The organism is Streptosporangium sp. G12 (assembly GCF_052983175.1).
Window position 1 is genome coordinate 183,756 of the sequence record NZ_JBRIQO010000002.1, and the last position, 26,831, is coordinate 210,586.

20 protein-coding genes and 1 riboswitch are annotated in these 26,831 nt (G+C 70.4%); of the genes, 13 read left to right on the plus strand and 7 right to left on the minus strand.

Annotated features, from left to right (window positions below):
* The first annotated feature begins 222 nt into the window (after window positions 1-222).
* The 4 genes from ACVCAG_RS03995 (at window position 223) to ilvC (ending at window position 6,395) form a co-directional block, all read left to right on the plus strand.
* On the plus strand, window positions 223-2,883 hold the full coding sequence (locus ACVCAG_RS03995; RefSeq protein WP_440084572.1) for an EAL domain-containing protein: 2,661 nt from the start codon (window positions 223-225) through the stop codon (window positions 2,881-2,883).
* A 177-nt stretch (window positions 2,884-3,060) separates the two neighbouring features.
* Window positions 3,061-4,848: an acetolactate synthase large subunit gene (locus tag ACVCAG_RS04000; RefSeq protein ID WP_440084573.1), complete on the plus strand. Its 1,788-nt coding sequence runs from the start codon at window positions 3,061-3,063 to the stop codon at window positions 4,846-4,848.
* Window positions 4,849-4,850: 2 nt separating this feature from the next.
* Window positions 4,851-5,375 (plus strand): acetolactate synthase small subunit, encoded by a 525-nt coding sequence (ilvN, locus tag ACVCAG_RS04005; RefSeq protein WP_362693759.1) that lies wholly within the window; start codon window positions 4,851-4,853, stop codon window positions 5,373-5,375.
* A gap of 39 nt (window positions 5,376-5,414) precedes the next feature.
* Window positions 5,415-6,395: a ketol-acid reductoisomerase gene (ilvC, locus tag ACVCAG_RS04010; RefSeq protein ID WP_362693893.1), complete on the plus strand. Its 981-nt coding sequence runs from the start codon at window positions 5,415-5,417 to the stop codon at window positions 6,393-6,395.
* Between the two features lie 192 nt (window positions 6,396-6,587).
* Here the strand turns inward: ilvC and ACVCAG_RS04015 are convergent, their stop codons facing one another.
* Window positions 6,588-7,448, minus strand: coding sequence for a CAP domain-containing protein (locus ACVCAG_RS04015; protein ID WP_440084574.1), 861 nt, complete (start codon window positions 7,446-7,448; stop codon window positions 6,588-6,590).
* Between the two features lie 366 nt (window positions 7,449-7,814).
* Here ACVCAG_RS04015 and ACVCAG_RS04020 point away from each other — a divergent pair, with 366 nt between their 5' ends.
* Complete coding sequence (locus tag ACVCAG_RS04020; RefSeq protein ID WP_440084575.1) at window positions 7,815-9,203, plus strand: MFS transporter; 1,389 nt, start codon at window positions 7,815-7,817, stop codon at window positions 9,201-9,203.
* Between the two features lie 97 nt (window positions 9,204-9,300).
* On the opposite strand, the gene ACVCAG_RS04025 is transcribed toward ACVCAG_RS04020, so the two are convergent.
* On the minus strand, window positions 9,301-9,846 hold the full coding sequence (locus ACVCAG_RS04025) for a DUF1707 and FHA domain-containing protein (protein WP_362693750.1): 546 nt from the start codon (window positions 9,844-9,846) through the stop codon (window positions 9,301-9,303).
* Between the two features lie 88 nt (window positions 9,847-9,934).
* Between ACVCAG_RS04025 and ACVCAG_RS04030 the strand changes: the two genes are divergently transcribed.
* The 3 genes from ACVCAG_RS04030 (at window position 9,935) to ACVCAG_RS04040 (ending at window position 13,987) form a co-directional block, all read left to right on the plus strand.
* Window positions 9,935-10,525 (plus strand): PadR family transcriptional regulator, encoded by a 591-nt coding sequence (locus ACVCAG_RS04030; protein WP_447189464.1) that lies wholly within the window; start codon window positions 9,935-9,937, stop codon window positions 10,523-10,525.
* 92 nt (window positions 10,526-10,617) lie between these two features.
* A complete protein-coding gene (locus tag ACVCAG_RS04035) occupies window positions 10,618-11,325 on the plus strand; it encodes an ATP-binding cassette domain-containing protein (protein WP_440084577.1) in 708 nt (235 codons plus the stop codon).
* Window positions 11,326-11,383: 58 nt separating this feature from the next.
* Complete coding sequence (locus tag ACVCAG_RS04040; protein WP_447189465.1) at window positions 11,384-13,987, plus strand: FtsX-like permease family protein; 2,604 nt, start codon at window positions 11,384-11,386, stop codon at window positions 13,985-13,987.
* 158 nt (window positions 13,988-14,145) lie between these two features.
* Here the strand turns inward: ACVCAG_RS04040 and ACVCAG_RS04045 are convergent, their stop codons facing one another.
* Entirely contained in the window at window positions 14,146-15,000 is an 855-nt protein-coding gene (locus tag ACVCAG_RS04045; protein ID WP_362693735.1) for a hypothetical protein, read from the minus strand.
* A 295-nt stretch (window positions 15,001-15,295) separates the two neighbouring features.
* On the opposite strand from ACVCAG_RS04045, the gene serA reads away from it, so the two are divergent.
* The gene (gene serA, locus ACVCAG_RS04050) at window positions 15,296-16,885 is read left to right on the plus strand and encodes a phosphoglycerate dehydrogenase (RefSeq protein WP_447189466.1); all 1,590 of its coding nucleotides are present in this window, start codon (window positions 15,296-15,298) and stop codon (window positions 16,883-16,885) included.
* A 499-nt stretch (window positions 16,886-17,384) separates the two neighbouring features.
* Here serA and ACVCAG_RS04055 read toward each other — a convergent pair whose 3' ends face one another.
* Window positions 17,385-17,933, minus strand: coding sequence for a C40 family peptidase (locus ACVCAG_RS04055; RefSeq protein ID WP_447189467.1), 549 nt, complete (start codon window positions 17,931-17,933; stop codon window positions 17,385-17,387).
* A 47-nt stretch (window positions 17,934-17,980) separates the two neighbouring features.
* Window positions 17,981-18,213: riboswitch (cyclic di-AMP (ydaO/yuaA leader) on the minus strand.
* 140 nt (window positions 18,214-18,353) lie between these two features.
* On the opposite strand from ACVCAG_RS04055, the gene ACVCAG_RS04060 reads away from it, so the two are divergent.
* Window positions 18,354-19,400, plus strand: a complete 1,047-nt coding sequence (locus ACVCAG_RS04060) for a 3-isopropylmalate dehydrogenase (protein WP_440084581.1) — start codon at window positions 18,354-18,356, stop codon at window positions 19,398-19,400.
* A 173-nt stretch (window positions 19,401-19,573) separates the two neighbouring features.
* Window positions 19,574-20,668, plus strand: a complete 1,095-nt coding sequence (locus ACVCAG_RS04065) for a branched-chain amino acid aminotransferase (RefSeq protein WP_440084582.1) — start codon at window positions 19,574-19,576, stop codon at window positions 20,666-20,668.
* A 104-nt stretch (window positions 20,669-20,772) separates the two neighbouring features.
* Here the strand turns inward: ACVCAG_RS04065 and ACVCAG_RS04070 are convergent, their stop codons facing one another.
* The gene (locus ACVCAG_RS04070) at window positions 20,773-21,363 is read right to left on the minus strand and encodes a Uma2 family endonuclease (protein ID WP_440084583.1); all 591 of its coding nucleotides are present in this window, start codon (window positions 21,361-21,363) and stop codon (window positions 20,773-20,775) included.
* A 102-nt stretch (window positions 21,364-21,465) separates the two neighbouring features.
* Window positions 21,466-22,119, minus strand: a complete 654-nt coding sequence (locus ACVCAG_RS04075) for a class I SAM-dependent methyltransferase (protein WP_440084584.1) — start codon at window positions 22,117-22,119, stop codon at window positions 21,466-21,468.
* Window positions 22,120-22,443: 324 nt separating this feature from the next.
* Here ACVCAG_RS04075 and cimA point away from each other — a divergent pair, with 324 nt between their 5' ends.
* The gene (cimA, locus tag ACVCAG_RS04080) at window positions 22,444-24,018 is read left to right on the plus strand and encodes a citramalate synthase (RefSeq protein ID WP_440084585.1); all 1,575 of its coding nucleotides are present in this window, start codon (window positions 22,444-22,446) and stop codon (window positions 24,016-24,018) included.
* A 108-nt stretch (window positions 24,019-24,126) separates the two neighbouring features.
* Here the strand turns inward: cimA and ACVCAG_RS04085 are convergent, their stop codons facing one another.
* On the minus strand, window positions 24,127-25,806 hold the full coding sequence (locus tag ACVCAG_RS04085) for a heparinase II/III domain-containing protein (protein WP_440084586.1): 1,680 nt from the start codon (window positions 25,804-25,806) through the stop codon (window positions 24,127-24,129).
* 396 nt (window positions 25,807-26,202) lie between these two features.
* Here ACVCAG_RS04085 and ACVCAG_RS04090 point away from each other — a divergent pair, with 396 nt between their 5' ends.
* Window positions 26,203-26,799, plus strand: a complete 597-nt coding sequence (locus ACVCAG_RS04090; RefSeq protein WP_440084587.1) for an HD domain-containing protein — start codon at window positions 26,203-26,205, stop codon at window positions 26,797-26,799.
* Window positions 26,800-26,831: the final 32 nt, after the last annotated feature.

Consider the following 26,831-nt stretch of genomic DNA (forward strand, 5'->3'; position numbering starts at 1 on the left):
AAGTGATCTCCGTGGCTCGCGCGGTTATCAGATCGGTGACGACTACGGCGTTGTCGCCCCTCGCGCGGACCGGACGGCACACACTGGCCCTGTGCCGGTGCGAGCGCCGAGGACGAAGGACGACGCGCTCACGCCGGCAGCGCGAGTGCGGCGAGCAAGGGATGCTGCGAAAGCGAAACACATCGACGAGACACACCAAACGACACTGATGGGCAGACGACATTGATCCGCTGGCGTGACCCCCGGGTACCGCTGACCGCCGCCGCCATAGGCGTGGTGGGGCTCGTTGCCGCTCTGGTCAGCGGCGCTCCCGCAGTGGTCGTCGAGGCGGTGGCGGGCGTCGTCACCGCCGCGGCCGCCGCGGGCTCGTTGTTCACCGCCGCCTCCAAGGTGATCGACCGGCGCAGGGCGCTGGCCTGGCGCTGGCTGGCCGGGGGTTCGCTCACCTGGCTGGCCGGGGTGGGGGTGCGGCCGATCGCGGACGGCGCGCCCTTCGTGGTGACCTTCGCCGACCTGGTGCTCCTGGCCGGTACGGCCATGATCGCGGTCGGCACCGCGCTGTCGGCGGCCAGGCCCGCGCGCGGGCACGCCCTGCTGCGCGACCTCGCCGACTCCTACGTGTGCGCCGCCGCCATCCTGGTGATCCTCTGGGTGTCGCTGGTGGGCCCGGTCTACGGCGACGCCGGTGACGCGGGCGACGCCGCGGTCAGCTTCGCCTCGCCGCTGTTCTGCCTGATCCTCGCCTGCGTCGTGGGCCCCGCGGTGGTGCCGATCCGGCGGTCGGCCTGGCCGGTCGGCCTGGCCGCGCTGGCCGTGCTCGCCACCGTCGCGACCTCTGAGACGATCACCGCGCTCGCCCGGGTGAGCGGAGACACGCCGTCCCTGACCTGGGTGTGGCTCGCCCCCGCCGCGTTCCTGGTGCTCGCCGCGGTCCCGTGGAGCGGGCCCGCGACCCGGCCGCCCGAGCCCGCGGACGACGAGCCGTCCGTCCGCGAGAGCACGTCGTCGCTGATCGCGGCCGTGCCGCTGTTCCTCGTCGGCGTGGCCACCGTCGTGGTGCTCCTCCGCGTGATCAGCGGCGGGGTGCACGGCCCGCCGGCGGTCCTGGCCTCGGTGTGCGCGTCGATCGTCGCCGTCCTGCTGGTACGCCTGTTCGTGACGCTGCTGGAGACCGGGCGGCTGCGGAGCCTGCTCCATCTCGGCGAGCGGCAGCTGCACGACCTCGCCGAGAGCGCCGGGGACGTGGTCATGCTGTGCGACTACGACGGCGTGGTGCGGCAGATCGGCGAGGGCGTCGAGATCACGTACGGCTACCGCCCCGACGACCTGGTCGGCGGGAGGATCTTCGATTACATCCATCCCGAGGACGTGCCGGGAATCCAGGCGGCGCTGAGCGCGATGAGCCTGGAGGAGGAGGCCGAGGAGGGGCCGGGCGCGTGCATGGTCGCCTGCCGGGTCCGGGCCTCCGACGGGACCTGGCGGCCGGCCGAGTCGGTGGCCACCCGGCACGTGCGCGGCGAGGACCTGCTGCTCGTCACCACCCGCGACATCAGCGACCAGGAGGCCCTGCGCAGCCAGGTCGCCCACCTCACCTTCCACGATGGCATCACCGGCCTGCCCAACCGGGCCTACTTCGAGGAGCGCACCCGGGAGGTGCTGGCCCGTCCGGGCACGTGCAACGTCGCGGTGGTCTTCCTGGACCTGGACGGCTTCACCGCGGTGAACGACTCGGTGGGTCACGCCAGCGGCGACTACCTGCTCGGCCAGGCGGCCCGCAGGCTGCGCGCCGCCGTACGGACCGACGACACCCTCGCGCGCTGGGGCGGTGACGAGTTCGCGGTGCTGCTGGAGGCGCCGGTCGACGCCCAGACGGCGGTCGACCTGGCCGAGCGGCTGGTCCGCACGGTCTCGTCCGAGCCGTTCCGGGTGGCCGACCGCGACATCGCGCTGACCGCGAGCGTCGGGGTGGCCTTCGCCGCCGACGACGTCTCCTCCGCCGACCTGATCCGCAACGCCGACGTGGCGATGGCGAGGGCGAAGGAGCTGGGCGGGCGCCGGGTCGAGGTGTTCGCCGCGCACATGCACGCCGACGTGGTGCGGCGCCTGGAGCTCGCCGCCGACCTGCAGCGGGCCCTGCTGGAGAACCAGTTCGCGATCGAGTACCAGCCGGTGGTCGACCTGGCCACCTCGCGCGTCACCGCCGTCGAGGCGCTGGTGCGCTGGTGCCGGGGCGGCGAGTTCGTCCCGCCGGAGCAGTTCCTCGGCCCGGCCGAGGACACCGGCCTGATCGTCCCGCTGAGCGAGTGGATCCTGCGCGAGTCCTGCCGGGAGGTGGCCGCCTGGCGCGCCTCCGCCTGGGAGATCGGGCTCTCGCTCAACCTGTCGGCCCGGCAGATCATGGCGCCGCGCTTCGTGGAGACCGTCGAGGCGGCCCTGGTCGAGAGCGGGCTGCCGCCCAGCGCGCTGACCCTGGAGGTCATCGAGGAGATGCTGGTCGAGGACGCGGAGGAGACCATCACCCGGCTCTCCGAGCTGCGCGCCCTCGGGGTCCGGCTCGCCATCGACGACTTCGGCACCGGTTACGCCTCGCTGGCGTTCCTGCGGCAGCTTCCGGTCGACATGATCAAAATTGACCCGTCCTTCGTGTCCGGGCTCGGCCGTGACGAGACGCTGACCCTGCTGACCCGCACGATCGTGCGGCTCGGTCACGACCTGGGGCTGATCGTCGTCGCCGAGGGCATCGAGCGGCCCGAGCAGCTGGAACTGCTGCGCGAGATGGGCTGCACCCGCGGTCAGGGGTTCCTGGTGGCGCGCCCGATGGCCGCGCGCGGCGTCGACTCGCTGATGCGCACCAGCCTCTCCAGCCTCGGCACTCCCGCGTGACCTCGCATCTCGGACTCTGAGATATGTGTCCCATGAATTTGACGCGGGGGTGCCGCGTCGGCCATGGTGGAGCCATGCAGCTTCACCGTGGGATTCTCGTAGTACTTCGCCGGCGCGCGGGCCGATAGCCGAAGCACTACGACCTGCGCGCCGCCCCAGCTCCGCCGACCAGGCGGAATGGGGCATTTTTTATGCCATTACGCATGCTCAGCCACAAGGAACGAGCCGATGACCGAACAGATGACAGGAGCCCAGGCCCTCGTGAGGGCGCTGGAGCACGTCGGGGTCGACACCGTGTTCGGGATCCCGGGCGGCGCGATTCTCCCCGCCTACGATCCGCTCTACGACTCGGTCAAGGTCCGGCACGTGCTTGTACGGCACGAGCAGGGCGCGGGTCACGCGGCCCAGGGCTACGCGCAGGCCACCGGCAGGGTCGGGGTCTGCATGGCGACCAGCGGTCCCGGCGCGACCAACCTGGTCACCCCGATCGCCGACGCGTACATGGATTCGGTCCCGATGGTCGCGATCACCGGCCAGGTGGCCAGCAACGCCATCGGCACGGACGCCTTCCAGGAAGCCGACATCTCCGGCATCACCATGCCGATCACGAAGCACAACTTCCTGGTCACCGACCCGAACGACATTCCCAGGACGATCGTGGAGGCCTTCCACATCGCCTCGACGGGGCGTCCGGGGCCGGTGCTGGTCGACATCGCCAAGGACGCGCTCCAGGCGAAGATGACGTTCGAGTGGCCGGTGGTCATGCAGCTGCCGGGCTACCGGCCGGTGACCCGGCCGCACTCCAAGCAGATCCGCGAGGCGGCGAAGCTGATCGTCGAGGCCAGGCGGCCCGTCCTCTACGTGGGCGGCGGCGTGCACCGGGCGGGGGCGTCGGCGCAGCTGCTGGAGTTCGCCGAGCTGACCGGCATCCCGGTGGTCACCACGCTGATGGCCCGGGGCACCTTCCCCGACAGCCACCCGCAGCACATGGGCATGCCCGGCATGCACGGCTCGGTGTCGGCGGTCGGCGCGCTGCAGAGGTCCGATCTGATCATCGGGCTCGGCGTCCGTTTCGACGACCGCGTCACCGGCCAGCTGTCCACCTTCGCGCCGCACGCGAAGGTCGTCCACGCGGACATCGACCCGGCGGAGATCTCCAAGAACCGGCACGCGGACGTCCCGATCGTGGGTGACTGCAAGGAGGTCCTCTCCGACCTGATCAGCGTGGTGCGCAACGAGGAGCGCAAGGGCGACTACGCCGACTGGTGGACGGCGCTCAACGCCTACAGGGCGACCTACCCGCTGGGCTACACCGAGTTCGAGGACGGCTCCCTCGCCCCGCAGTACGTCATGGAGCGGCTGGGCGCGCTCGTCGGCCCGGACGCGATCTACACCGCGGGCGTCGGCCAGCACCAGATGTGGGCCGCGCAGTTCATCGGTTACGAGAACCCCGGCACGTTCATCAACTCCGGCGGCGCGGGCACGATGGGCTTCGCCCTGCCTGCGGCGATGGGCGCCAAGATGGGCCGCCCCGACACCACGGTCTGGGCCATCGACGGCGACGGCTGCTTCCAGATGACCAACCAGGAGCTCGCCACCTGCACCATCGAGGGCGTGCCGATCAAGGTCGCGATCATCAACAACGGTAACCTGGGCATGGTCAGGCAGTGGCAGACGCTGTTCTACAACCAGCGTTACTCCAACACCGACCTGCAGACGGTCCGCCGGATCCCCGACTTCGTCAAGCTCGCCGAGGCGTACGGTTGCGTGGGGCTGCGGTGCGAGCGCCCGGAGGACGTGGACGCGACGATCAAGAAGGCCATGGAGATCAACGACGTGCCGGTGGTCATCGACTTCGTGGTGCACCAGGACGCCATGGTGTGGCCGATGGTCGCCGCCGGGACCAGCAACGACGAGATCAAGTTCGCGCGCGACATGGCGCCCGTCTGGGACAGCGAGGACTAGGCATGAGCAGGCACACGCTCTCCGTGCTGGTGGAGAACAAGCCGGGCGTGCTCGCGCGCGTCGCGTCACTGTTCAGCCGCAGGGGGTTCAACATCGACTCGCTGGCGGTCGGGCCGACCGAGCACGCGGACATCTCCAGGATGACCATCGTGGTCAACGTCGCCGACCTGCCGCTGGAGCAGGTCACCAAGCAGCTCAACAAGCTCGTCAACGTGCTGAAGATCGTGGAGCTCGACCCGGCGCAGTCGGTGCAGCGCGAGCTCACCCTGATCAAGGTGCGGGCCGACGCGGAGAACCGGTCCAGCGTGCTGGAGCTGGTCAACCTGTTCCGGGCACGCTGCGTCGACGTCTCCTCGGACGCGGTGACCATCGAGGTCACCGGCACGCCGGACAAGCTGCAGGCCTTCATCAAGGTCCTGGAGCCGTTCGGCATCAAGGAGCTTGTCCAGTCGGGCATGGTGGCCATCGGCCGCGGAGCCCGTTCCATCACCGACCGTTCTCTCCGGGCCCTGGACCGGACCGCGTAACGCGTACGAGAAACCCGAAAGGTTAAGCAAGTGACTGAGATCTTCTACGACGACCAGGCCGACCTGTCGATCATCCAGGGCCGGCACGTCGCCGTTCTGGGATACGGCAGCCAGGGCCACGCCCACGCGCTCTCGCTGCGCGACTCCGGCGTGGACGTCCGGGTGGGTCTGCCCGAGGGTTCCAAGAGCCGGGAGAAGGCGGAGGCCGACGGCCTGCGCGTGCTCACCCCCTCGGAGGCCGTCGAAGAGGCCGACCTGACCATGATCCTCGCGCCGGACCACATCCAGCGCCACCTGTACGCCGACCACGTGGCCCCGAACCTGGTCGAGGGCGACGCGCTCTTCTTCGGGCACGGCCTCAACATCCGCTACGGCCTCATCGAGGCTCCCGAGGGCGTGGACGTGGCCATGGTCGCTCCCAAGGGCCCCGGCCACCTCGTGCGCCGCCAGTACACGGCGGGTCGCGGCGTGCCGTGTCTCGTCGCGGTGGAGAAGGACGCCAGCGGAAACGCCCTGGAGCTCGCGCTGTCGTACGCCAAGGGCATCGGCGGCACCCGCGCCGGCGCGCTGAAGACGACCTTCAAGGAGGAGACCGAGACCGACCTGTTCGGTGAGCAGGCCGTGCTGTGCGGCGGCGTGTCCGAGCTGATCAAGGTCGGTTTCGAGACCCTGATCGAGGCGGGCTACCAGCCCGAGGTCGCCTACTTCGAGTGCCTGCACGAGATGAAGCTGATCGTCGACCTGATGTACGAGGGCGGCATCTCGAAGATGTACTGGTCGGTCTCCGACACCGCCGAGTACGGCGGCTACTCCCGCGGCCCGCGCATCGTGACGCCGGAGACGAAGAAGGAGATGCAGCGCATCCTCGCCGAGATCCAGTCCGGCGAGTTCGCCAAGGAGCTGGTGGAGGAGTTCGACGGCGGCCAGAAGAAGTTCACCGCCTACCGCGAGGAGATCGCCGAGCACCCGATCGAGAAGACCGGTGCCAAGCTCCGCCCGATGATGAGCTGGCTCAAGTAACGGCGCCCGGTCTCACAGCGCTCGGATTCACAGCGCTCGATTCGCGGCGTTCAGGTCACCGGGGTCAGGTGGCCGCGCTCGGGGAGAGCAACGGCCCGTGCCCCCCGCGACGAGTTCACGTCGCGGGGGGCACGGGCCGTTTTCCGTCAGGTGCCTTCCGGGTGCCGGTGGGGGACCGGCGGCCCGGGGTGCCTAGTGCCTGGCGAAGTTCTGGGTCCAGTAGATGCCCCGGGAGCTGTTGGCCACGCCCACCCCGAGGTGGGTGTAGGCGCAGTTCACGATGTTGGCCCGGTGGCCGGAGCTGTTCATCCAGGCGGTGACCACCTCGGCCGGGGTGCGCTGGCCCATCGCGATGTTCTCGGCCCAGGCCCGCATCGGGCTGAACCCGCTCGCCTTGATCCGGTCGGTCATGTCGCGGCCGTCCTGCGAGGTGTGGCTGAAGTAGTTCTTGGCCGCCATGTCGTCCGAGTGGCCCTGCGCGGCCGAGCGCAGCTGCGGGTCGGAGACGAGCGGGCCGCAACCGTTCTTCTGCCGCTCGACGTTGGTCAGGCGCACCACCTCCTCGGACAGGGAGGAGCCCGGCGCCGAGCTGGGAGCCGGGGTGGGGGTGGTGCTGGCCGAGGGGGTCGGCGCCGGAGTCGGCTTGGTGGTGCCGGTCGGGGTGGGGGTCGGGGTGCTGGGGGAGCAGCCGAGCCTGACGGGCTTGGAACGGCCGTTGTTGCCCCGGTAGTCGGTGACGACGGCGTAGTAGACGCCGGGGGCACAGCGCAGCTTCACCGTCACCCGTCCGTTGGTCCCCTGCCGGGACGCGCTCTTGACGATCGGGTCGGTTCCGGGGACGGCGCGCTTGATGCGGATGCGGACCAGGGCGGTGTCGTCGCAGCCCAGCCGCGCGGCGGAGGCCTGGATCCGTCCGGCGGCGTTGACGTACGGCTTGGCGGCGTACACACGGCACTCGGCCTGGGGAGCGGCCGCGGCGTGAGCCGTGGCGATCGGCGTGCTGAGGGCCGCCAGGCTCCCGAGGCAGAGAAGTGCCCCTAGCGGTCTGCGCATGTCGGTTCCTCCAGTTGGTTAGGCGCTGGATGGACTCCGCATTCTGTCGGGGACGGATCGCTCTTGTCAGCAAATTCCGGACATTAACTGTGGGTTCCAGGTAAACCAGAGTGGCGGCAGAGGCGTCGGGGGTCGATGGTGCTCGGGTCGCGCTTCAGCCCGCTTAATCCCGATATTTCCGTTTATGGGCAGCCTGAGCTGGATGTATGCCACGTGGATGGAGGGCCTGCCGCCGGATCGCGCGGGACGGACGGCGGTCCCGTCGCCCGGCACCCCCGGCCGGGTGGAGCCGAAATATTCTCGCCTTTCGCGGGCCGCCCCTCCTCGGGACCTACCGGGCGCCCACTCGCTGCGATTGAATGTGGCATGGTCTCCCCGGCGCCCTCCCCCGCCGTCGTCACCGTGTCGCGCGGCGTGCGCGTCGGCTACGGTATCGGCTCCGTCTGCACCGCCACCTTCTCCACGGTCCCCGGACTGCTGCTGCTCTTCTACATGACGAACGTGCTCGCGGTTCCCGCCTGGATCGCCGGCGTCGTGGTCTTCCTGCCCAAGCTCTGGGACATGTTCATCAACCCCTGGGTGGGCCAGCGCTCCGACCGGACGGTCTCCCGCTTCGGCGCCCGCCGCCCCTGGATGCTCCTGGGTGCGGTCACCCTGCCGGTGACGTTCGCCCTCACCTTCGCGGGTCCCCCGCTCACCGGTGTCCAGGCCGCCCTGTACGTCGCCTTCTTCTACTTCCTCACCGCGACGGCCTACGCCTTCTACGAGGTTCCGTACAAGGCGATGCCGGCGGAGATGACCGACGACTACCACGAGCGCTCCTCGCTCCTGCAGTGGAAGATGGTCTTCGTCGGCCTGGGGATCCTGCTCTCCGGGGCCGGCGCGCCGGCGATCGCGGGCACCGACGTCTCCGGCCACCGGACCATGGGGCTGCTCATCGGCGCCGTGCTGCTGGTGTCGATGCTCGCCGCCTTCTTCGGCACGGCCCGCGCCCCGGTGATCGCGCGGGCCGAGGCGGAGCCGTCGATCGCCGCCCAGTTCGCCGCCGCCCGCTCGAACAAGACGTTCATGGTGCTGCTCGGCTTCAGCTGCGCCCAGATGTTCGCGGCCGGTGTCATGCTGGCCGGCGCCCCGTACTTCGCCACCTACACGCTGGGCGACCCGACGGCGACCACCACGCTTTTTTTGGGCATCGTCGGCCCGCTGCTGATCACCATGCCGCTCTGGGTCTGGCTGTCCAAGCGCTACGACAAGCGCGGCGCGATGGTCCTGTCGTCGGCGCTGTTCCTGGCCGGCGCCGCCGGGATGGCCTTCTCCGGCCCGCTCGGTTCGGCGTACGCGCACGCGTGCGTGCTCCTCGTCGGCGTCGGCTACGCGGGGTTCCAGCTGCTGCAGTTCTCGATGCTCTCCGACGTGATCGTCCACGACGCCCTGGTCACCGGCAAGCGCCGGGCCGGGGTGTTCACCGGGCTCTGGACGGCCGCGGAGACCGTGGTCTTCGCGTTCGGCGCGCTCGTGCTCGGCTGGCTGCTGGCCGCGACCGGGTTCGTCGAGTCCGACCCCTCGACGCCGGTCGCGCAGCCCGAGTCGGCGACCACGGCGGCTCTGTACGGCTCGACGCTGCTGCCCGCGATCCTGATGGGAGTCAGCATCCTGCTGACCATGCGCTACACCCTGACTGCGGCGAAGATCAAGGAGGCCCAGGGCGCCGCCGCCGAGACCCCGGTCGGCACCGTCGAGGCCCAGGAGGGCTGAGGCCGTTCCCGCCCGGAGGCCGCGCCACGGTCCGAGGTGATCGTGTCGCGGTTCGAGGCGACCGTGGCGCGGTCCGGGGCGGCCTGGGCGCGGCCGGTCAGAGCATCTGGGGTGTGATCATCAGGAAGCCGCAGTCCCCGAAGGAGACGACGTCGCCCGGCCGGACCTTGGCCGGGCCGACCAGGCGCCAGTCGTTCAGCCGGGTGCCGTTCAGCGAGCCGAGATCGACCAGGACCCAGCCCTCCTCGTCGCGGCGCAGCTCGGCGTGCACCCGGGAGACGGTCAGGTCGGCGAGGACCAGGTCACAGGCGGAGCCCCGGCCCACCACGTAGCGGGTCCTGCCGTCACCGGGCAACGCGAGCCGGGGCAGCCTGGGGCGTCGCCAGGCCGACTCCACACGCTTGGTGAAGTCGGAGGCGGAGGCGACGGCCTCGGTGACCATGCGGCGGAACCGGCCACGTTGCGGCAGGTCGGCGACCAGGTTGTCGAGCTCGCCCTGGTTGCGCGCACGCAGGGCCATGTCGACGCGGCCGAGGAAGGTGTCGTGCGACAGGCGCCCCTCGACGGCACGGTCACGCAGCTCGTTGATCGCGCGATCGCGGTCCCCGTCGGAGGCGCGGGCCGGGGGATGCGTCGAGCTCATCCTCCGAGTATCGGCCCCAGGGGCGGAACCTGTCCAGAATATGCAGATCTCTTGCCTCATGGATACTGCGTATGCATACTCAGTATCCATGGCGATCCGACAGGGGCTCCTGGCCCTGCTGAGTCAGGGGCCTCGTTACGGCTACCAGTTGCGTGCCGAGTTCGAGACGTCGACAGGGGCGACCTGGCCGCTCAACATCGGCCAGGTCTACACGACGCTCTCCCGCCTGGAACGCGACGGCCTGGTGAGCCCCGGTGAGCAGGACGAGCAGGGCCGGGTCGTCTACTCGATCACCGAGGCCGGTCTGGCCGAGATGGGGCGATGGTTCGGCACCCCCGTCGCCCAGTCGGACCGGCCCCGGGACGAGCTGGTCATCAAGCTCGCCCTGGCGGTCACCGCCGCCGCGGACGTGCGGCCGATCATCCAGGCCCAGCGCACCGCGACCATGCGCACGCTGCAGGCGTTCGTCCAGGCCAGGCGCGCGAGCGCCGAGAGCCCCGCCCAGCGGCTGGTGCTCGACTCGATGATCTTCCAGGCCGAGGCCGAGCAACGCTGGCTCGACCACTGCGAGGCCGTGCTCACGGCCTCCCCCCGGCCACGGAGGCCCGCGGACGCGGAACACCCGAACGCAGAGGTCCCGGACACGGAACCCCCGGACACAGGATCTTCACGCGCGTGATCTCCCGACGCGTGATCCCCTGAGGCAGGAGACGGACAGTTGACATCTTTTCCACAACCACAGCCAGGGACCCGCACACCGGGGGGACCCAGATGACCTTCGACCCGGTCGTCCGGCTCGCGGACGTGACCCGCACGCACGGCGACGGGCCCCGGACCGTGGCGGCGCTGCGCGGGGTGAGTCTCGACGTCGGCGCCGGAGAGCTCGTCGCGGTGATGGGCCCCTCGGGGTCCGGCAAGTCCACCCTGCTCAACCTCGCCGGGGGCCTCGACCTGCCCACCTCGGGCTCCGTGGTCGTGGAGGGCACGCCGCTGGCGAGCCTGCCGGCCGGGGAACTGGCCGGGCTCCGGCGCAGGCACGTGGGCTACGTCTTCCAGGACCTCAATCTGATCCCCTCGCTCACCGCGCTGGAGAACGTGACCCTCCCGCGCGAGCTGGACGGGATCGCCTTCAAAAACGCCCGCAGCGAGGCGATGGAGGTGCTCGCCGAGGTCGGCCTCGGCGAGGTCGCCGGCCGCTTCCCCGACGAGATCTCCGGTGGCCAGCGGCAGCGGGTCGCTATCGCCCGCGCGCTGGTGGGGGAGCGGCGGCTGATCCTGGCCGACGAGCCCACCGGCGCGCTCGACACCCCGACCGGCGACGACATCCTCCGGCTCCTGCGCACCCGCTGCGACGCGGGAGCCGCCGTGCTGCTCGTCACCCACGAACCCCGCTACGCCGCCTGGGCCGACCGGGTGGTCTTCCTGCGCGACGGCGAGATCGCCGACTCCACCGCCGCCCCCCTGGAGAGCGCCCGATGAGCGGGCGGCCGGACACGCGCGGCGCGTTCACGGGCCCGCGGCGGGCGGGGGCGGCCGCGTGAGCGCGATCATCGCCGCCCTGCGCCTCTCCCGCCGGGAGATCGGTCGGGCCAGGGGGCGCAGCGCACTCATCATGGTCATGATCGGCCTGCCGGTCCTGCTGCTCACGGCGGGCCTGACCTGGCAGGCCACCGGGGACGTCACGCTCAGGGAAGGGCTGGACTGGAACATCGGCGCGGCCGACGCGCACGTGCGGGGTACGGCCTTCGACAGGCCGGTGCGGCAGAGCGCCGGCGCCGAGATCTTCCACGCGGCGGGCCGCGGCGTCAAGCAGCGGGCCCTCACCGAACAGGAGGTCCTCACCCTCTTCGGGCCGGGCAGTCGCGCGATCCCCCTGCGCGGCCTCTGGACCGGCTACGAGGCGGCCGGCGCCTACCGGGAGGCCGAACTCCGGGAGATCGACCTGCACGACCCGATCACCACGGGCATGTACACGCTCCGGTCAGGGCGCCTGCCGCGGGTGGCGGGGGAGGTCGCGGCAGGCGCCGCGCTGGGGCTGCGGGAGGGGAGAACCCTGACCCTGACCGGTACGAGCACCGCCGTCACCGTGGTCGGCGTCGTCGAGTCCCAGAGCGAGCCCGAAAGCCTCGAGATCGTCGCGCCTCCGGGGACCGCGCTCGACGACACCGGGAAGGCCGGTACGAGCTGGCTCGTCGATACCTCCGCCCCGGTCTCCTGGCAGCGGGTTCGCGAGATCAACCAGCACGGTGTCAGGGTCCTCTCGCGAGCGGTGGTCAACGATCCGCCTTCCGCGGGGAACGGTCCGGAGGATCCGTTCCCCCACGTGTCGGTGCGGACGTCGGACGTCGTGATGGCCGTCCTGGGCGTGGTCATCGTCGTGCTGGAGGTCGTCTTCCTGGCCGGACCGGCGTTCGCCGTCGGCATCCGGCGACGCCGGCGCGAACTCGCGCTGATCACCGCGCAGGGCGGCTCGCCCCGCCACCTGCGCGGCGTCGTCCTCGCGGACGGGCTCACCCTCGGGCTCGCGGCCTCCCTGCTCGGAGCCGCGGGCGGGATCGGGATCGGCGCGGCCGCCGCGCCGTTCGTCCACCGCGGCCCCCTGGAGGTGCCCGCCGGCCTGGTCGCGCTCGCCGTGCTTCTGGGGGTGGTGAGCGCGCTGCTCGCGGCGGTCGTCCCCGCCGTCCAGGCGTCACGGGCCGCCGTGGCGGAGGTGCTGGCCGGTCGCCGGAGCCGGGCGAGGGAACGTCGTGGCCTGCCGGTGCTGGGAGTGGTGCTCCTGGCGGTGGCGATGGCGGTCATCCTTCTCGGCGCCACCTTCCTGCAACGGTGGGATCAGCGCGTGCCGTGGCAGCCGATCAGCATGCTGCTGGGCGCGGTGCTCGGGCAGCTCGGGCTGATCCTGCTGACGCCGTGGCTGGTCGGCGTCGCCGCGCGCCTGGCCGCGCGGCTGCCGCTGCCGTTCCGGATGGCCGCCAGGGACGCCGCGCGCAACCGTGGCCGCACGGCCCCCGCCGTGGCCGCGGTGCTCGTCGCGACCGCCGTCTTCGCCACCGTGGCGGTGATGGTTTCCAGCCAGACCGCCCGGGCGCGGGAGCGCTACATGCCCCAGTACGTGGGGGGAAGCACCGTCGTGTCCTCCTACGCGGCCAATCCCGCGGTCTGGCGGGAGATCAAGAAAGTCGTCACCTCCGCCCTGCCCGGAGTGCCGTTGATCGAGGTGGGAAAGTTCGCCGGGCCCGGCTCGCGACCTGTCAACCTCGTGGTCCAGCCCGGCTGCGCGAGGGATTGCGGGGTGTTCCTCTCCCGCGCGTTGTTCCGCCCCCCGCCGATAGGCGGCGCCGACCTGGTCCGCTATTTCCTGCGTGGTCCCGATCCCGCCGCCGAGACCGCTCTCGCCGCGGGCAAGGCGGTGGTGTTCGACCCGAGGGTGTTGCGCGACGGGAAGCTGGTCTTCACGACCGAGGTCACGAAACGCGTCACGCACTCGGTGCCCGCCGTCGTCCGGCGGCCCCCGGGCGAGCCGCTGGTGACCGCGGTACTACCCGTCTCGTTGGCGGCCGAGCTGGGCCTCGCCGTCCGCCACGACACCCTCGTCGCCGATCCGGCCGCGGTGAGTACGACGCCGCAGCAGGAGGAGCGACTGAACGCCGCCGTCCGGGAGGTCAGCTCCACCACCGCCGCCGAGGTCGAGCGGGGTTTCCGCGGCGACGACATGGCGACGCTCCTCGCCTTCGCCGCCGGCGCGTCGGTCCTCGTTCTCGGGGGCACGTTCGCGGCGACCGGCCTGGCCGTGGCGGAGGGCCGTCCCGACCGCGCCACGCTGGCGGCGGTGGGGGCGGCGGGCCGCGTCCAGCGCCTTCTCGTCGCCGGACAGGCCGCGTTCGTCTCCGGCCTGGGGGTGGGGGCGGGGACGTTCGTCGGGCTGGTCGCCGGGGTGGCGAGCGTCTTCAGCGGGTTCTACCGCACCCGGGCCTCCGGGATCGGAACGGTGAACGACATGCCGTCCGACCTGGTCACCCTCGTGGTCGACGTGCCCTGGCTCGTGGTGGCGGGCGTGCTGGTCGGCCTGCCCCTGCTGACCGCGCTGCTGGCCGGGCTGTGCGTCCGGACGAGGGTGGTGCTCACCCGCCGCCTGACCTGACCCGCCGTTCCGGGCCGTGCCCGGCCTTCGCCCGGCGCTCCGGGGGCGGCCGGGCATCGGCGCGCGTACGCGGGATCCGGATGGCGGTGATCAGGCCGGATCGCGAGACCTCCCCATCGGCACGCCCCGGCCCGCCACCGCCCGGCCGGTCGGGGCGCTCAGTCGGTGACGTCGGCGCAGACCACGTGGGCGCCCAGCTCGACCATCCGCTGCTCGCTGCGCGCGTCGGCGACCCTGGCCATCAGGATCGGCGCCTCGCTCGCGGCGAGCTGCGGCAGCCGGGCGCGCACCCCGCGATGGATGTCCCTGACCACGTCCTCGGCCGCCGACATGTGCACCTTCACGTGCAGCATGATTCCCGGCGCGCCCGAGGAGGTGCTGGCCTCGGAGATCCACACGTGGTGGACGAGCGGATAGTCGACGAGCAGCTGCGAGATCGCGGCGCGCAGCGCGGGCAGGATCGGGTGGTCGCACCGGCGGTATCCCGGGTCCACCATCTGCATCGGGCCCGACAGGTGCGGCCGGGGCGCCGGGATCCACGGCTGGGAGGGCGCGGCGGGCACCGGCGCTCTCGGCGGGCGCGCGGGCGCGGGACGCGAGACCGTGGCCATCGCCCCGGTCGCGTACGCCGTCGGCGCCGCGCTCGACAGCGCGGGCGTGGGGCCGCTGCGCGTCGAGAGCAGGTAGCGCTGGAGATCCTCGATCGGCACGGCCGCGGCCGCAGGGCCCGCCGCGTCGATCACGATCTCCCGCACGCCGGTGACGCGCTGGATGTCGAGGATGGTGTCGGCGTCGCACGCCGACAGCGAGTGGCTGCCACGGTGCCGCGCGTAGGTGTCCGCCGAGGTGTAACCGAGCAGGACACGATCACCGGCCTGGGTCGTGCCGAGCACGACGGAGCGGTCGGGTCGCACGGCAACCAGGAGTCCCCATTCGGCCAGCGCCGCAAGCAGCCGGTGCGGGTCGCCGTGCTGCGCGAGCACGTTGCCGAGAGCGGGGTTCCCGATGCTCATATGAGGAACGATAGGTAGTGGACCACGGCTTATCAGGGTAATCGCGAAGTTTTCCTGGGATCAATACCAACTTGAATTTTGGGTGCATGAGATCTGTCAAGGACGGGTAACCGCCTCATGGGTCGCGGAGCCCTCTCGCGTCCCGCGAGCCTCCCAGGGCTTCCGGAAGGCCTCGGAAGGCGCCCGGGACGGCGTGGGGCGTCTCGGATCGCGGGACACTCGTGAACGCGTTCACAAGCGCCGATAGACTACGTGAGGTCCGTGCACCCCTCACCGCCTAGTAAGGATCCAGCCTGTGAACAAGCCCGTCGTACTGGTCGCTGAGGAACTTTCCGAGGCCGGTCTCGCGGTTCTGGGCGCGGACTTCGAAGTCCGCCACACCGACGGCGCCGACCGTGCCCAGTTCCTGCCCGCCCTCGCCGACGTGGACGCGCTCATCGTGCGCAGCGCCACGCAGGTCGACGCCGAGGCGATCGCCAACGCTCCCAGGCTCCGTGTCGTCGCCCGCGCCGGCGTCGGCCTGGACAACGTCGACGTGGAGGCGGCCACCAAGGCCGGAGTCATGGTCGTCAACGCGCCCACCTCCAACATCACCAGCGCCGCCGAGCACACCGTCGCCCTCATCCTCGCCTCCGCCCGCAACGTCGCCCAGGCGCACTCCGCGCTCAAGGGCGGCGAGTGGAAGCGCTCGAAGTACACCGGCGTGGAGCTCGACGAGAAGGTCGTCGCGATCCTCGGCCTCGGCAAGATCGGCCAGCTGGTCGCGCAGCGCCTCCAGCCGTTCGGCGTCGAGCTGATCGCCTACGACCCCTACCTGCAGCCGGCCCGCGCCGCGCAGATGGGCGTCCGGCTGGTCTCGCTGGAGGAGGCGCTGAGTGAGGCCGACTTCATCACCGTGCACCTGCCCAAGTCCAAGGAGACCATCGGTCTCATCGGTGACAGGGAGCTCCACACGGTCAAGCCGAACGTCCGCCTCATCAACGTCGCCCGCGGCGGCATCATCGACGAGAACGCCCTCTACTCCGCGATCAAGGAGGGCCGCGTCGCCGGCGCCGGCATCGACGTGTTCCCGAAGGAGCCGGTCACCGACAGCCCGCTCTTCGAGCTCGACCAGGTCGTCGTCACCCCGCACCTGGGCGCCTCCACCCACGAGGCCCAGGAGAAGGCCGGCACCCAGGTCGCGCGCAGCGTGAAGCTCGCGCTCGCCGGGGAGTTCGTGCCGGACGCGGTCAACGTCCAGGGCGGCGCCGTCGCCGAGGACGTCAAGCCGGGCCTGCCGCTGGCCGAGAAGCTCGGCCGGGTGTTCACCGCCCTCGCGGGCGAGGTCGCCACCAAGCTCGACGTCGAGGTGCGCGGTGAGATCGCCTCCCACGACGTCCGGGTACTGGAGCTGGCCGCGCTCAAGGGCGTCTTCACCGACGTGGTCGAGGACTCGGTCACCTACGTCAACGCCCCCCTGCTGGCCAAGGACCGCGGCGTGTCGGTCGAGCTGATCACCAGCTCCGACAGCCCCGACTGGCGCAACGTCGTGACGGTCCGGGGCGTCCTCGCCGACGGCCGCGCGGTCTCGGTCTCCGGCACCCTGGCCGGGCCGAGGCAGATCACGAAGATCGTCGAGGTCAACGGCTACCAGATGGAGATCGAGCCGACCGACCACCTGTCGTTCTTCACCTACACCGACCGCCCCGGCATCGTCGGCGTGGTCGGCCGCATTCTCGGCGACCACTCGATCAACATCGCCTCGATGCAGGTGGCCCGTGACGCCAAGGGCGGCAAGGCGCTCATCGCGCTCACCGTCGACACCGCCATCCCGGCCGAGGTGATCGACCAGATCGGTTCGGAGATCGGCGCCGACAGCGGTCGCTCGGTCGACCTGGCCGACTAGCCGTACCGCCGACGTGGCCGCCGCCCCGGGGACCGGGGCGGCGGCCACGTCTCGTCTCAGCATGTGAGAAGTGCGTACGCCGGGCGAGACGGTTTTCCCGCGGACGGGTAACCTGGAGTCAAATGCGCCAGGTTCTCGTAATTCCTACCTGCCGCGGCGAGGCCTGACAGGGGCAGGCCGGCGACTCGCCGCGGTGTCGTGGCGCATGCCGGCCCCAAGCCCCCGCCGCCGGTCCGTGATCCGGACCCGCGACATCAGGCCTGGTCGGAGTCCCGACCGGAGTCTCGACCACCTTCCTTGCCGGCATGCGACCGAGACGAGATTCGCCATGTACGACATGTATCCCTGGAACCGTCCCGAGGAGACCGAGGACGAGGCCATCGACGCGCTCCAGACCGCTCTGGACCGCAGGGACAACGGCGGTGCTCCCACCCGCTGAACCCGTTCTCTCCACCGCCGGGGTCTCCACGGCCTCCCAGCGGTGATCCGCCGGCGTGTCTCATCCGTCGGTCACGGCTTCGGTCGCGAGCTCGACCCGCTTGGCCAGCTGAACCCCCTGCGGGTCGGGACGCACCGCGCCGACGAAGGATTCGCGACGCCAGGAGTCGAGTTTCTCCTCCTTGACCACGTCGCCGGTCCGCGGGGCGTGAACCATGTAGCCGGGCTTTGTGATCATGCCGACGTGGCCGAGGCCACTGAAGAAGGCCAGGTCACCGGGCTTGAGATTCTCCCAGGTGATCTTTTTGGAGAAGGCGGCGTACTGGTCGTTGGTGACGCGGGGGAGCTTGATCCCGGCTGCGCCGTAGGCGCGGAGCACCAGGCCGGAGCAGTCGAAGCCGCCGTTGCCGGTGCCGCCCCAGACGTAGGGCGTTCCGCGCTTGGACATGGCCCACTTCACGGCTTTCTGCCAGGCGGGCTTGACGGCCGTGGCCTTCAGCGCGTCCTTCAGCGCGGGGGTGTTGAGCGCGGCGGGCCCGGGGGCGGGGGGCGGTGATGCGGCCAGGGCGGCGGTCGAGGTCGCGCACACCGCGGCGCCGGCGACGATCATGGAGGCGGAGATGGACAGGACACGGGGGAGAACTGTGCCGGACAGGGTGATTCCTTCCATAAGGCCGGCCGGGTGAGCTGTCGGGCTCGGGCGTGGAGGCCGCCCTACGGCGCGAGAACGCGCTGATTCGCCCCAAGGAATCCACCTGATGACGGCCGGGAACGCGCTCCGGGGGAGGAGCGGGGTGCCCGGGGTCCGGTAGATCCCGTAAAGAGTGGTTCCCCGGCTCCGTGCGGGCCCGGTAAGGGGATGGCCCGTACGGATTAGGCATTGACGTGAATGGGAGGACCATAACGAAACCTCTCGAAACGGTCAATACCAAGCAAAGATGGACAAAACGATCAGAGGCCTCGTCGGGCGGATGTGTCCGGAGGATGAGACCGGTGTTCGATCACCGAGACGGACCGGTAAGGTGCCTGCATGGATTCGCGTAACATTCGCCTGGCGGTCATCCCCGGGGACGGAATCGGAGTCGAGGTCGTCACCGAGGGGCTGAAGGTCCTCGAAGCGGTCGGCACGAAGGTGGAGACCACCACCTACGACCTCGGTGCCAAGCGCTACCACGAGACCGGCGAGACCCTGCCCGATCCGGTCCTCGACGAACTGCGCGGATACGACGCGATCCTGCTCGGCGCGGTCGGCGACCCCAGCGTGCCCCCGGGCGTCCTGGAGCGCGACCTGCTGCTCAAGCTCCGCTTCCAGCTCGACCACTACGTGAACCTCCGCCCGGTCAAGCTCTTCCCCGGCGTCGAGACGCCGCTGGGCAAGGCCCGTCCCGAGGACATCGACATGGTCGTCGTCCGCGAGGGCACCGAGGGCCCGTACGCCGGTGCGGGCGGCGTCATGCGCCGGGGCACGCCGCACGAGATCGCCACCCAGGAGTCGCTGAACACCGCCCACGGCGTCGAGCGCGTCGTGCGCTACGCCTTCGACAAGGCGCTGGGCCGCCCCCGCAGGAAGCTGACGCTGGTCCACAAGACCAACGTGCTCACCTACGCCGGCGACCTCTGGGCCCGCACCTTCGACCGTGTCGGCCTGGAGTATCCCGACGTCCAGACCGACTACTGTCACGTCGACGCGGCCTCGATGTTCTTCGTCAGCCAGCCGGAGCGCTTCGACGTGATCGTCACCGACAACCTCTTCGGCGACATCCTCACCGACATCGGCGCGGCGATCGCCGGTGGCATCGGCCTGGCGGCCAGCGGCAACGTCAACCCCGACCGCACCGCGCCGAGCATGTTCGAGCCGGTCCACGGCAGCGCCCCCGACATCGCGGGCCAGGGCAAGGCCGACCCGACCGCCACGATCCTGTCGGTCGCCATGCTCCTCGACCACCTGGGCATGGCCGCCGAGGCCGCCAGGGTCGAGCGGGCCGTCGCCGACGACCTGGCCGAGCGGCCGGCCGGCCGGGCCGGCCGGACCACCCACGAGATCGGCGACGACATCACCGCCCGAGTAGCCGGCTGAGGAAGCCGCCCTCCTCGACCCCGACGCGCCTGGCGGCTCACCCGAGCCGCCAGGTGCGTTTTTGTTTCTCCAGCACTGCCGGTTTTCGGCATAGATGGAGTAGTTTCCCGTTACCCGGTCCGACGCAGAATGGACCCAAGGGTAAGCCAGACACCAAGAGAAGGATCCGTGCGATGACCACCGCTCAGAAGCTCAGCTTCGACGTGCAGCTCTCCGACCACGCTCGCACCGCGGCAGAGCGCGAGCAGGTACTGGCGAGCCCGGGGTTCGGTCAGGTCTTCACCGACCACATGATCTCGATCGACTACACCGAGGGACGGGGCTGGCACGACGCCAGGCTCATGCCGTACGGCCCGCTCACCCTCGACCCCGCGACGTCGGTCTTCCACTACGCGCAGGAGCTTTTCGAGGGGCTCAAGGCCTACCGCCAGGAGAACGGCACGATCGTGACCTTCCGGCCCGAGGCCAACGCCGCGCGCTTCAACACCTCCGCGGCGCGGATGGCCATGCCCGAGCTGCCCGAGGAGACGTTCGTCGAGTCGCTGGAGCTGCTCGTGCAGACCGACCGCGAGTGGGTGCCGACCACGCCGGGACACAGCCTCTACCTGCGTCCTTTCATGATCGCGACGCAGCCGGCGCTCGGAGTCAACTACCCGTCCAGGACCTACAAGTACATGGTCATCGCCTCCCCGGCGGCGGCCTACTTCGGCGGGGGCAAGGCCGTCACCGTCTGGCTCTCCACCGAGTACACCCGCGCGGCCCCCGGCGGGACCGGCTTCGCCAAGTGCGGCGGAAACTACGCGGCGGCCTTCGTGGCCCAGCGCCAGGCCGTCGAGCAGGGCTGCGACCAGGTGGTCTGGCTCGACGCGGGCGAGCACCGCTACGTCGAGGAGATGGGCGGGATGAACCTGTTCTTCGTCTACGGCGACCGCCTGCTGACCCCGGCGCTCACCGGCACGCTCCTGCCCGGCATCACCCGCGACTCGATCCTCTCCTTCGCCTCCGACCTCGGCCTCCACGCCGAGGAGGGGCGCCTGTCGGTCGAGGAGTGGCAGCGGGGCTGCGAGACGGGCGAGCTCACCGAGGTCTTCGCCTGCGGCACCGCCGCGGTGGTCACCCCGGTCGGCTCGGTCAAGGGCGCCGACCGCGCCTGGACGATCGGTGACGGCACCCAGGGGCCCGTCACCTCGAAGATCCGCGAGGAACTCGTGGGCATCCAGTACGGATCCCGTCCCGACCCGCACAGCTGGGTCCACAAGATCTGCTAGTCCCGCCCGAAGGAGATCCGCGGGGACCGGCCGGCAGAAGTGTCCACCGGTCCCCGCGCGGGAGGCCCGGTCTCCCACCCGGCCCGGCCTCCTGGCGGGCGGATCTATCCCTCGATCAGCTTGCCGGTGTCGATCGTGAGATTCCAGGGCGCGGGGAGCTCAAGGGGCTCTCCGAGGATCACCTGGTGTTGCTGCTGGTAGCCCCTTTCCCCGGGGTGGCTGAGCAGCCGGGCGAGATTTTGGGTGGCGTCGATCACCAGATAGAGCGGGACGCACGCGATCGCACAGTTCTCGGGCTTGGTGACGTGGTCGTCGTCCCGGCTGCTGGGGGAGACCACCTCCACGACGAGCAGCGTTTCTTCGGCATAGACGTTCTCGTCGTCCCACATGCGGGGGAATTTCGGCACGACGAGGAGATCGGGCCGATAGCGATCTTTCTGGACGCCCAGGAAGAGCTTGACGTCGTATACGGGATGCCAGCCCTGTTCCGTTGCGAACGGGATGAGCTGGATCAGCAGCTGCAGGATGATCTTGGCGTGGTTGAGGGTAGGCAACTCCCTCACCACGATCCGGCCGTTGATGAGCTCGACCTTGCGGTCGGGCCACTGATCGCAGGTCTTCTGGTAGTGCCGTTCGAGCTCCTGGTGGTTGGTGGACATGGGCTTCGCCTCACGACGGTCCAGGGTCTTGGCCATGCGGTCATCCTTCCCTCCACGCGGGTGGGCGCAACGTGTTTGTCGCGTCGCTTAAAGTAATCGAAAAGATTCCCGCGCGCCCGCGATCCGGGAAAGTTCTCGTCAGTGCTTTCGAATCATGGTGAGCCCGTCGGCGATGGGGAGCATGATCGAGGTGACCCGCTCGTCGGCGCTGACCATGTCGTTGAACTCGCGGATGTGCCTGACGGTCTCGTCGTCCCTGCTGGGATCGGCGACGTGGCCGCTCCACAGGGTGTTGTCGACGAGGATCACCCCGCCGGGGGCCAGGCGTGACATGAGGATCTCGTAGTAGACGGGATAGTTGACCTTGTCGGCGTCGATGAACGCCAGGTCGATGGCCGGGTGTTCGGGAAGCTCGCGCAGCCGCTCGGCCGCGGGGCCGATCCTCAGCTCGATGCGGTCGGCGACCCGCGCCTTGTCCCAGTAACTCCGGGCGATCGCCGTCCACTCCTCGCTCACGTCGAAGCAGGTGAGCCCGCCGCCCGGGGCGAGCCCGCGGGCGAGGCAGATGGAGGAGTAGCCGGTGAAGGTGCCCACCTCCACCGCGTTCCTGGCGCCGCCGAGCTGGGCGATCATGGTGAGGAAGCGCCCCTGGTCGGGGGAGATCTGCATCGACGCGTTGTTGCCGGTCAGCTCGCGGGTCTCGAGCGCGAGCGCGTCGAGGACGTCGTCGGGCTGGGTGGTGTGCGCGAGCAGATACTGCCCCACGGTGGGGTCGAGATAAGTCGCCTTCATGGGGCCCATTCTCGCCGGTGCCGGACGGCGGCGGAGGGTGATTCGAGGTCGTGTCCGGGTCGTGTACGAGCCGGTGTTCCGGGCCCGCCCGGTCTGTGCCGACACGCCGCGGGTCTCGGATCCTGAGATCGATGTGTCAGATGGTGTCGGCGTATGGCAGACTCCGAAGCATCATGTTCTACGGTCTGCTCATTATCGGCAGGCGCGCTGGCTGAAAAGGGACACCGCCAGCGCGCAGACCTCTCACGTCCGTGAGGGGTCATTTTTGTTTCCAGAAGCCGGATGAGCGCGCGGCGAATCATCGAACCCGCGAAGGAGAACGACATGGCCGACGATCGCTTCCACGTGTACGACACGACTCTCCGTGACGGTGCCCAGCAGGAGGGGCTCAACCTCACGGTGGCCGACAAGCTGGCCATCGCGCGTCACCTGGACGGCCTGGGCGTCGGCTTCATCGAGGGAGGCTGGCCCGGCGCCAACCCCAAGGACACGGAATTCTTCAGGCGCGCCCAAACAGAGCTCGACCTGAAGCACGCGCAGCTCGCCGCGTTCGGCGCGACCCGCCGGGCAGGTGTGAAGGCGGCCGACGACCCGTTGGTGGCCGCGCTGCGCGAATCCGGCGCGCCGGTCGTGACGCTTGTCGCCAAGAGTCACGACCGGCACGTGGAGCTGGCCCTTCGCACGACCCTCCAGGAGAACCTCGCGATGATCCGCGACACGGTCTCCCACCTTCGTGCGGAGGGACAGAGGGTCTTCCTCGACGCCGAGCACTTCTTCGACGGCTACAAGTCCAACCCGGACTACGCGCTGGAGGTGCTGCGCACCGCCGCCGAGGCGGGAGCCTCGGTCATCGCGCTGTGCGACACCAACGGGGGCATGCTCCCCGACGAGCTGGCCGAGGTCGTGCACGCGGCGGTCGGGACGTCGGCCAGGATCGGCATCCACTGCCACGACGACACCGGCTGCGCGGTCGCCAACTCCCTGGCCGCGGTGAAGGCCGGCGCCACCCACGTGCAGGGCTGCGCCAACGGCTACGGTGAGCGCTCGGGCAACGCCAACCTGTTCACCGTGGTGGCCAACCTGCAGCTCAAGCGGGGGTTCGACCTCGTGCCGCGGGAGGCGCTGGCCGACATGACCAGGATCGCCCACGCGATCACCGAGGTCACCAACGTCACCCCCAACTCCCACGCCCCCTACGTGGGCGTCTCCGCCTTCGCCCACAAGGCGGGGCTGCACGCCAGCGCGATCAAGGTCGACCCCAACCTCTACCAGCACATCGACCCCGCCGAGGTCGGCAACGACATGCGCATGCTCGTCTCCGACATGGCCGGACGCGCCTCGGTGGAGCTCAAGGGCCGCGAGCTGGGCTACGAGCTGGCCTCCGACACCTCGCGGGAACTGGTGAACCGGGTCAAGGAGATGGAGTCGAAGGGCTACACCTTCGAGGCCGCCGACGCCTCCTTCGAGCTGCTGCTGCGCGACACCGTCGCGGGCGAGCGCAGGCGCCACTTCCAGGTCGAGTCCTGGAGGGTGATCGTCGAGCGGGCCCGGGGTGGCGAGGTCGTCAGCGAGGCCACCGTGAAGCTGCACGCCAAGGGGGAGCGGATCGTCGCCACCGGTGAGGGCAACGGCCCGGTCAACGCCCTCGACCGGGCCGTACGGCTGGGGCTGGAGCGGCTCTACCCCGAGCTGGCGGGGGTCGAGCTGATCGACTTCAAGGTACGCATCCTGGAGGGCACGCACGGCACCGACGCCGTCACGCGCGTGCTGATCACCTCCAGCGACGCCGCCGGGGAGTGGTCCACGGTCGGTGTCGACGAGAACATCATCGAGGCCTCCTGGCAGGCGCTGGAGCAGGCCGTCACCTACGGCCTCCTGCGCGCGGGCCACACCGCCTGACCCGCCCGCCCCGGCCGTCGCCAGGCCACCGGCGTCTCCCAGCCGGAAGGCACCGCCTGGGAGACGGCCGGAGAGCCCCCTCGGCGAGAGCCGGGGGGACGAAGCCCGTCAGGAGAGGTCGGCGCCGCTGACGCGGAAGCTCACCTGGCCCTCGGAGGTCTCCAGGCTGACCTTGCCGCCGGAGCAGGAGAGCGACGGCTTCCCGCTGCCGGGGACCACCACGGTCAGCACGGAGTCGCCCGAGGCGGGTGCGACGACCGCGGGGGCGGGGTGTCTCTGCAGGTAGGCGGAGGAGACCCAGCCCTGGTACGGGTTCTTCTGGCCGCGGACCACCTTCAGCCCGGAGACCGGCCGGCAGGACGGCATCGAGACCTGGGCGAGCGTCGCCTTCCAGCCCGCCTTGTCCTTCACCACGACCTGGCCGCCACCGCTGGAGACGGCTGACAGGTCACGGGAGAAGTGCCAGACGTTGCGGACCTTCGAGCCCTTGGGGACCGTGTCCAGCACGGCCATCACGTCCTGGCGGTGGTTGACGAGCACCGAGCGGGTCCTGGGCACGCCGTAGGCCCTGTCGGTCAGCCGGTAGCTCTGCCGGTCCTGTCCGATCGACGACCTGCTCAGCGCGGTGGCGGTCTTGCCGCGGAACCTCGCTCCGGCCACCATCGACGTGTTGTGCGCCTCGGGGGAGATCGTCCAGTTTCGGTAGCCGCTGTTCTCGTACGAGTCGAAGCCGGCGTCGACCAGGACGTCACGGCCCTGGGCGTAGTAGGTCACGCCCAGATGGTCCTCGTGGCCGTGGTACTTCATGCCGGGCCCGAAGCGGATGGAGTAGAAGGCCGACTCGGGCTTGTCCCAGGCGGTGCGCCCGTAGACGTAGCCGCCGCCGAACACCCGCACGGTCTGCTTCGGGTGGCTGTAGCCGACCGGCCGCACGTCCGCGCCACCGTCGCCGATCGGGACCATGAACCCGTCGGGCTGGGTGGAGTGGGAGATGAAGTCCTCCAGCGACTCCCAGCGCCGGGAGATGTCGTCGGGCACCTTCCGCTTGCACGCCCTGATGTTGTCCATCGCGACCTTCAGGCGGTCGTAGACGTAGAGCGCGTAGCGCGGGGCCTGCTCGCGCAGCACTCCCTGGGAGTCGACGTCGAGCTTCACGGTCTCGGTGAGCCGCCTGATCGCGAGGCTGGACCACTGGTCGCGGCCGTAGCGGCAGCCGATGCCGAGCAGCGCGATGTCCTGGTCGATGCCGTGGTTGTGGCCCTTCTCGTACAGCCTGGGGTCGGAGAGCATCTTCGCGTGCTCGGCCAGGCTGCCGGAGAGCCACGAGCCGCCGACGTGCTTGCTGAGGCAGACCAGCGCGGGGGCGCGCAGCGCGATCGGGTGCTCCTGCCAGGCGTACGGGCTGGTTCTCGCGCCGCCGCGGGGGTTGTCGGCCACCCAGTCCTTGGCGATCTCGACGGCCCGTGTCAGGTACGCCTCGTTGCCGTTCGTCTCGTAGTCGGCGACGAGACGGCCCATCCAGCGCAGCGAGTGGAAGACCATGCTCCACGAGCGGTTGCGGTAGGGGTCGGTGCGCCAGTCGACGTTCCTGCCGACCTTCACCGGGGCGAGGTCGAGGAAGTCGACCTCGCCGTTCATGATGTCCGTCGACGTCGGCGTGGCGGGCAGCCAGTCGCCCTGGCACTCGGCGGTGCGTTTCGCCTCCCTCGCCTCCGCGGTACCGACCGTGACGCCGCAGGTCGTCAGGAGGATGATGCAGAGAGCGAATGCTTTTGTGCGGCGGCGCACGCCAGTTCCTTCCGGGCCGAACGAGGGGGGCGGATCATGCTGTCCGGATCCCACCAAACCGGTCAAGCCGGGATGGTCCCTTCTGGAACATCGTTAGCAACTAGATGCGGGTCTCCCAGTTTCCTCACAGCGTGCACCGGAGTCCACAGAGGTCACGAGGGTCACAGGAGTCACGGGGCCATGGCTTTCGCGGGGCGTCCGGCGCTCTCGCCGCTCTCGCCGCTCTCACCGCTCTCACCGCTCTCACCGTGTTCCCGGCGTTCTCCGGACCTCCCGCATGCCTGCGGGCGCCCACCCGCCCCACCCGGCCCGTCCGTTCGCCCATGGCGCGATTTTGTCGGTCGATGGCTCTCCTGCCACTCGCGGACGTCGCCGTGTTTCGGCAGGCTGGGCGGTATGAGACTCGCCGACATCGTCATCCCCGACACACCGGCCGCCCGAGGGGCGCTGGAGGTGGCGACCGCCTACTGCTCGCCCGCCCTGCTCAACCACTCCGTCCGGGCCTACCTTTTCGCGGCGGCCTACGGTGCGATGAACGACGTCGCCTTCGACGACGAGCTGCTGTACGTCGCGTCGATGATGCACGACATCGGCCTGGTCAAGGAGTTCGACAGCCACACCGTGCCGTTCGAGGAGGCGGGCGGCCACGTGGCGTGGGTCTTCGCCGCCGGGGCCGGGTGGCCCGTCGAGCGCCGCGTGCGCGCGTCGGAGATCGTCGTACGCCACATGTGGGACAAGGTCGACCCCGAACAGGACCCCGAGGGGTATTTGCTCGAACTGTCCACCGGGCTCGACATCTCCGGGCGGCGGCCGGAGGACTTCCCGGCGGAGCTCCGCGCCGAGGTGCTGGAACGCCACCCCCGGCTGGGGATCGGCCCGGAGTTCACCGCGTGCTTCGTCGACCAGGCCGCCCGCAAGCCGGACAGCCTGGCCGGGCGGTTCGTCCGTTCGGGGGTCGCCGAGCGCATCGCCGCCAACCCGCTGGACCGCTGAGGGCTCCCCGCGGGGAGCCCGGCTCTCGTCGC

Coding starts and splice junctions, on each gene's coding strand:
- ACVCAG_RS04000 (WP_440084573.1), top strand. CDS start 3,061: ATGGGGCATTTTTTATGCCATTACGCATGCTCAGCCACAAGGAACGAG.
- ilvN (WP_362693759.1), top strand. CDS start 4,851: ATGAGCAGGCACACGCTCTCCGTGCTGGTGGAGAACAAGCCGGGCGTG.
- ACVCAG_RS04015 (WP_440084574.1), bottom strand. CDS start 7,448: ATGCGCAGACCGCTAGGGGCACTTCTCTGCCTCGGGAGCCTGGCGGCC.
- ACVCAG_RS04020 (WP_440084575.1), top strand. CDS start 7,815: ATGGTCTCCCCGGCGCCCTCCCCCGCCGTCGTCACCGTGTCGCGCGGC.
- ACVCAG_RS04025 (WP_362693750.1), bottom strand. CDS start 9,846: ATGAGCTCGACGCATCCCCCGGCCCGCGCCTCCGACGGGGACCGCGAT.
- ACVCAG_RS04030 (WP_447189464.1), top strand. CDS start 9,935: ATGGCGATCCGACAGGGGCTCCTGGCCCTGCTGAGTCAGGGGCCTCGT.
- ACVCAG_RS04035 (WP_440084577.1), top strand. CDS start 10,618: ATGACCTTCGACCCGGTCGTCCGGCTCGCGGACGTGACCCGCACGCAC.
- ACVCAG_RS04045 (WP_362693735.1), bottom strand. CDS start 15,000: ATGAGCATCGGGAACCCCGCTCTCGGCAACGTGCTCGCGCAGCACGGC.
- ACVCAG_RS04055 (WP_447189467.1), bottom strand. CDS start 17,933: ATGATCGTCGCCGGCGCCGCGGTGTGCGCGACCTCGACCGCCGCCCTG.
- ACVCAG_RS04060 (WP_440084581.1), top strand. CDS start 18,354: ATGGATTCGCGTAACATTCGCCTGGCGGTCATCCCCGGGGACGGAATC.
- ACVCAG_RS04065 (WP_440084582.1), top strand. CDS start 19,574: ATGACCACCGCTCAGAAGCTCAGCTTCGACGTGCAGCTCTCCGACCAC.
- ACVCAG_RS04070 (WP_440084583.1), bottom strand. CDS start 21,363: ATGGCCAAGACCCTGGACCGTCGTGAGGCGAAGCCCATGTCCACCAAC.
- ACVCAG_RS04075 (WP_440084584.1), bottom strand. CDS start 22,119: ATGAAGGCGACTTATCTCGACCCCACCGTGGGGCAGTATCTGCTCGCG.
- cimA (WP_440084585.1), top strand. CDS start 22,444: ATGGCCGACGATCGCTTCCACGTGTACGACACGACTCTCCGTGACGGT.
- ACVCAG_RS04090 (WP_440084587.1), top strand. CDS start 26,203: ATGAGACTCGCCGACATCGTCATCCCCGACACACCGGCCGCCCGAGGG.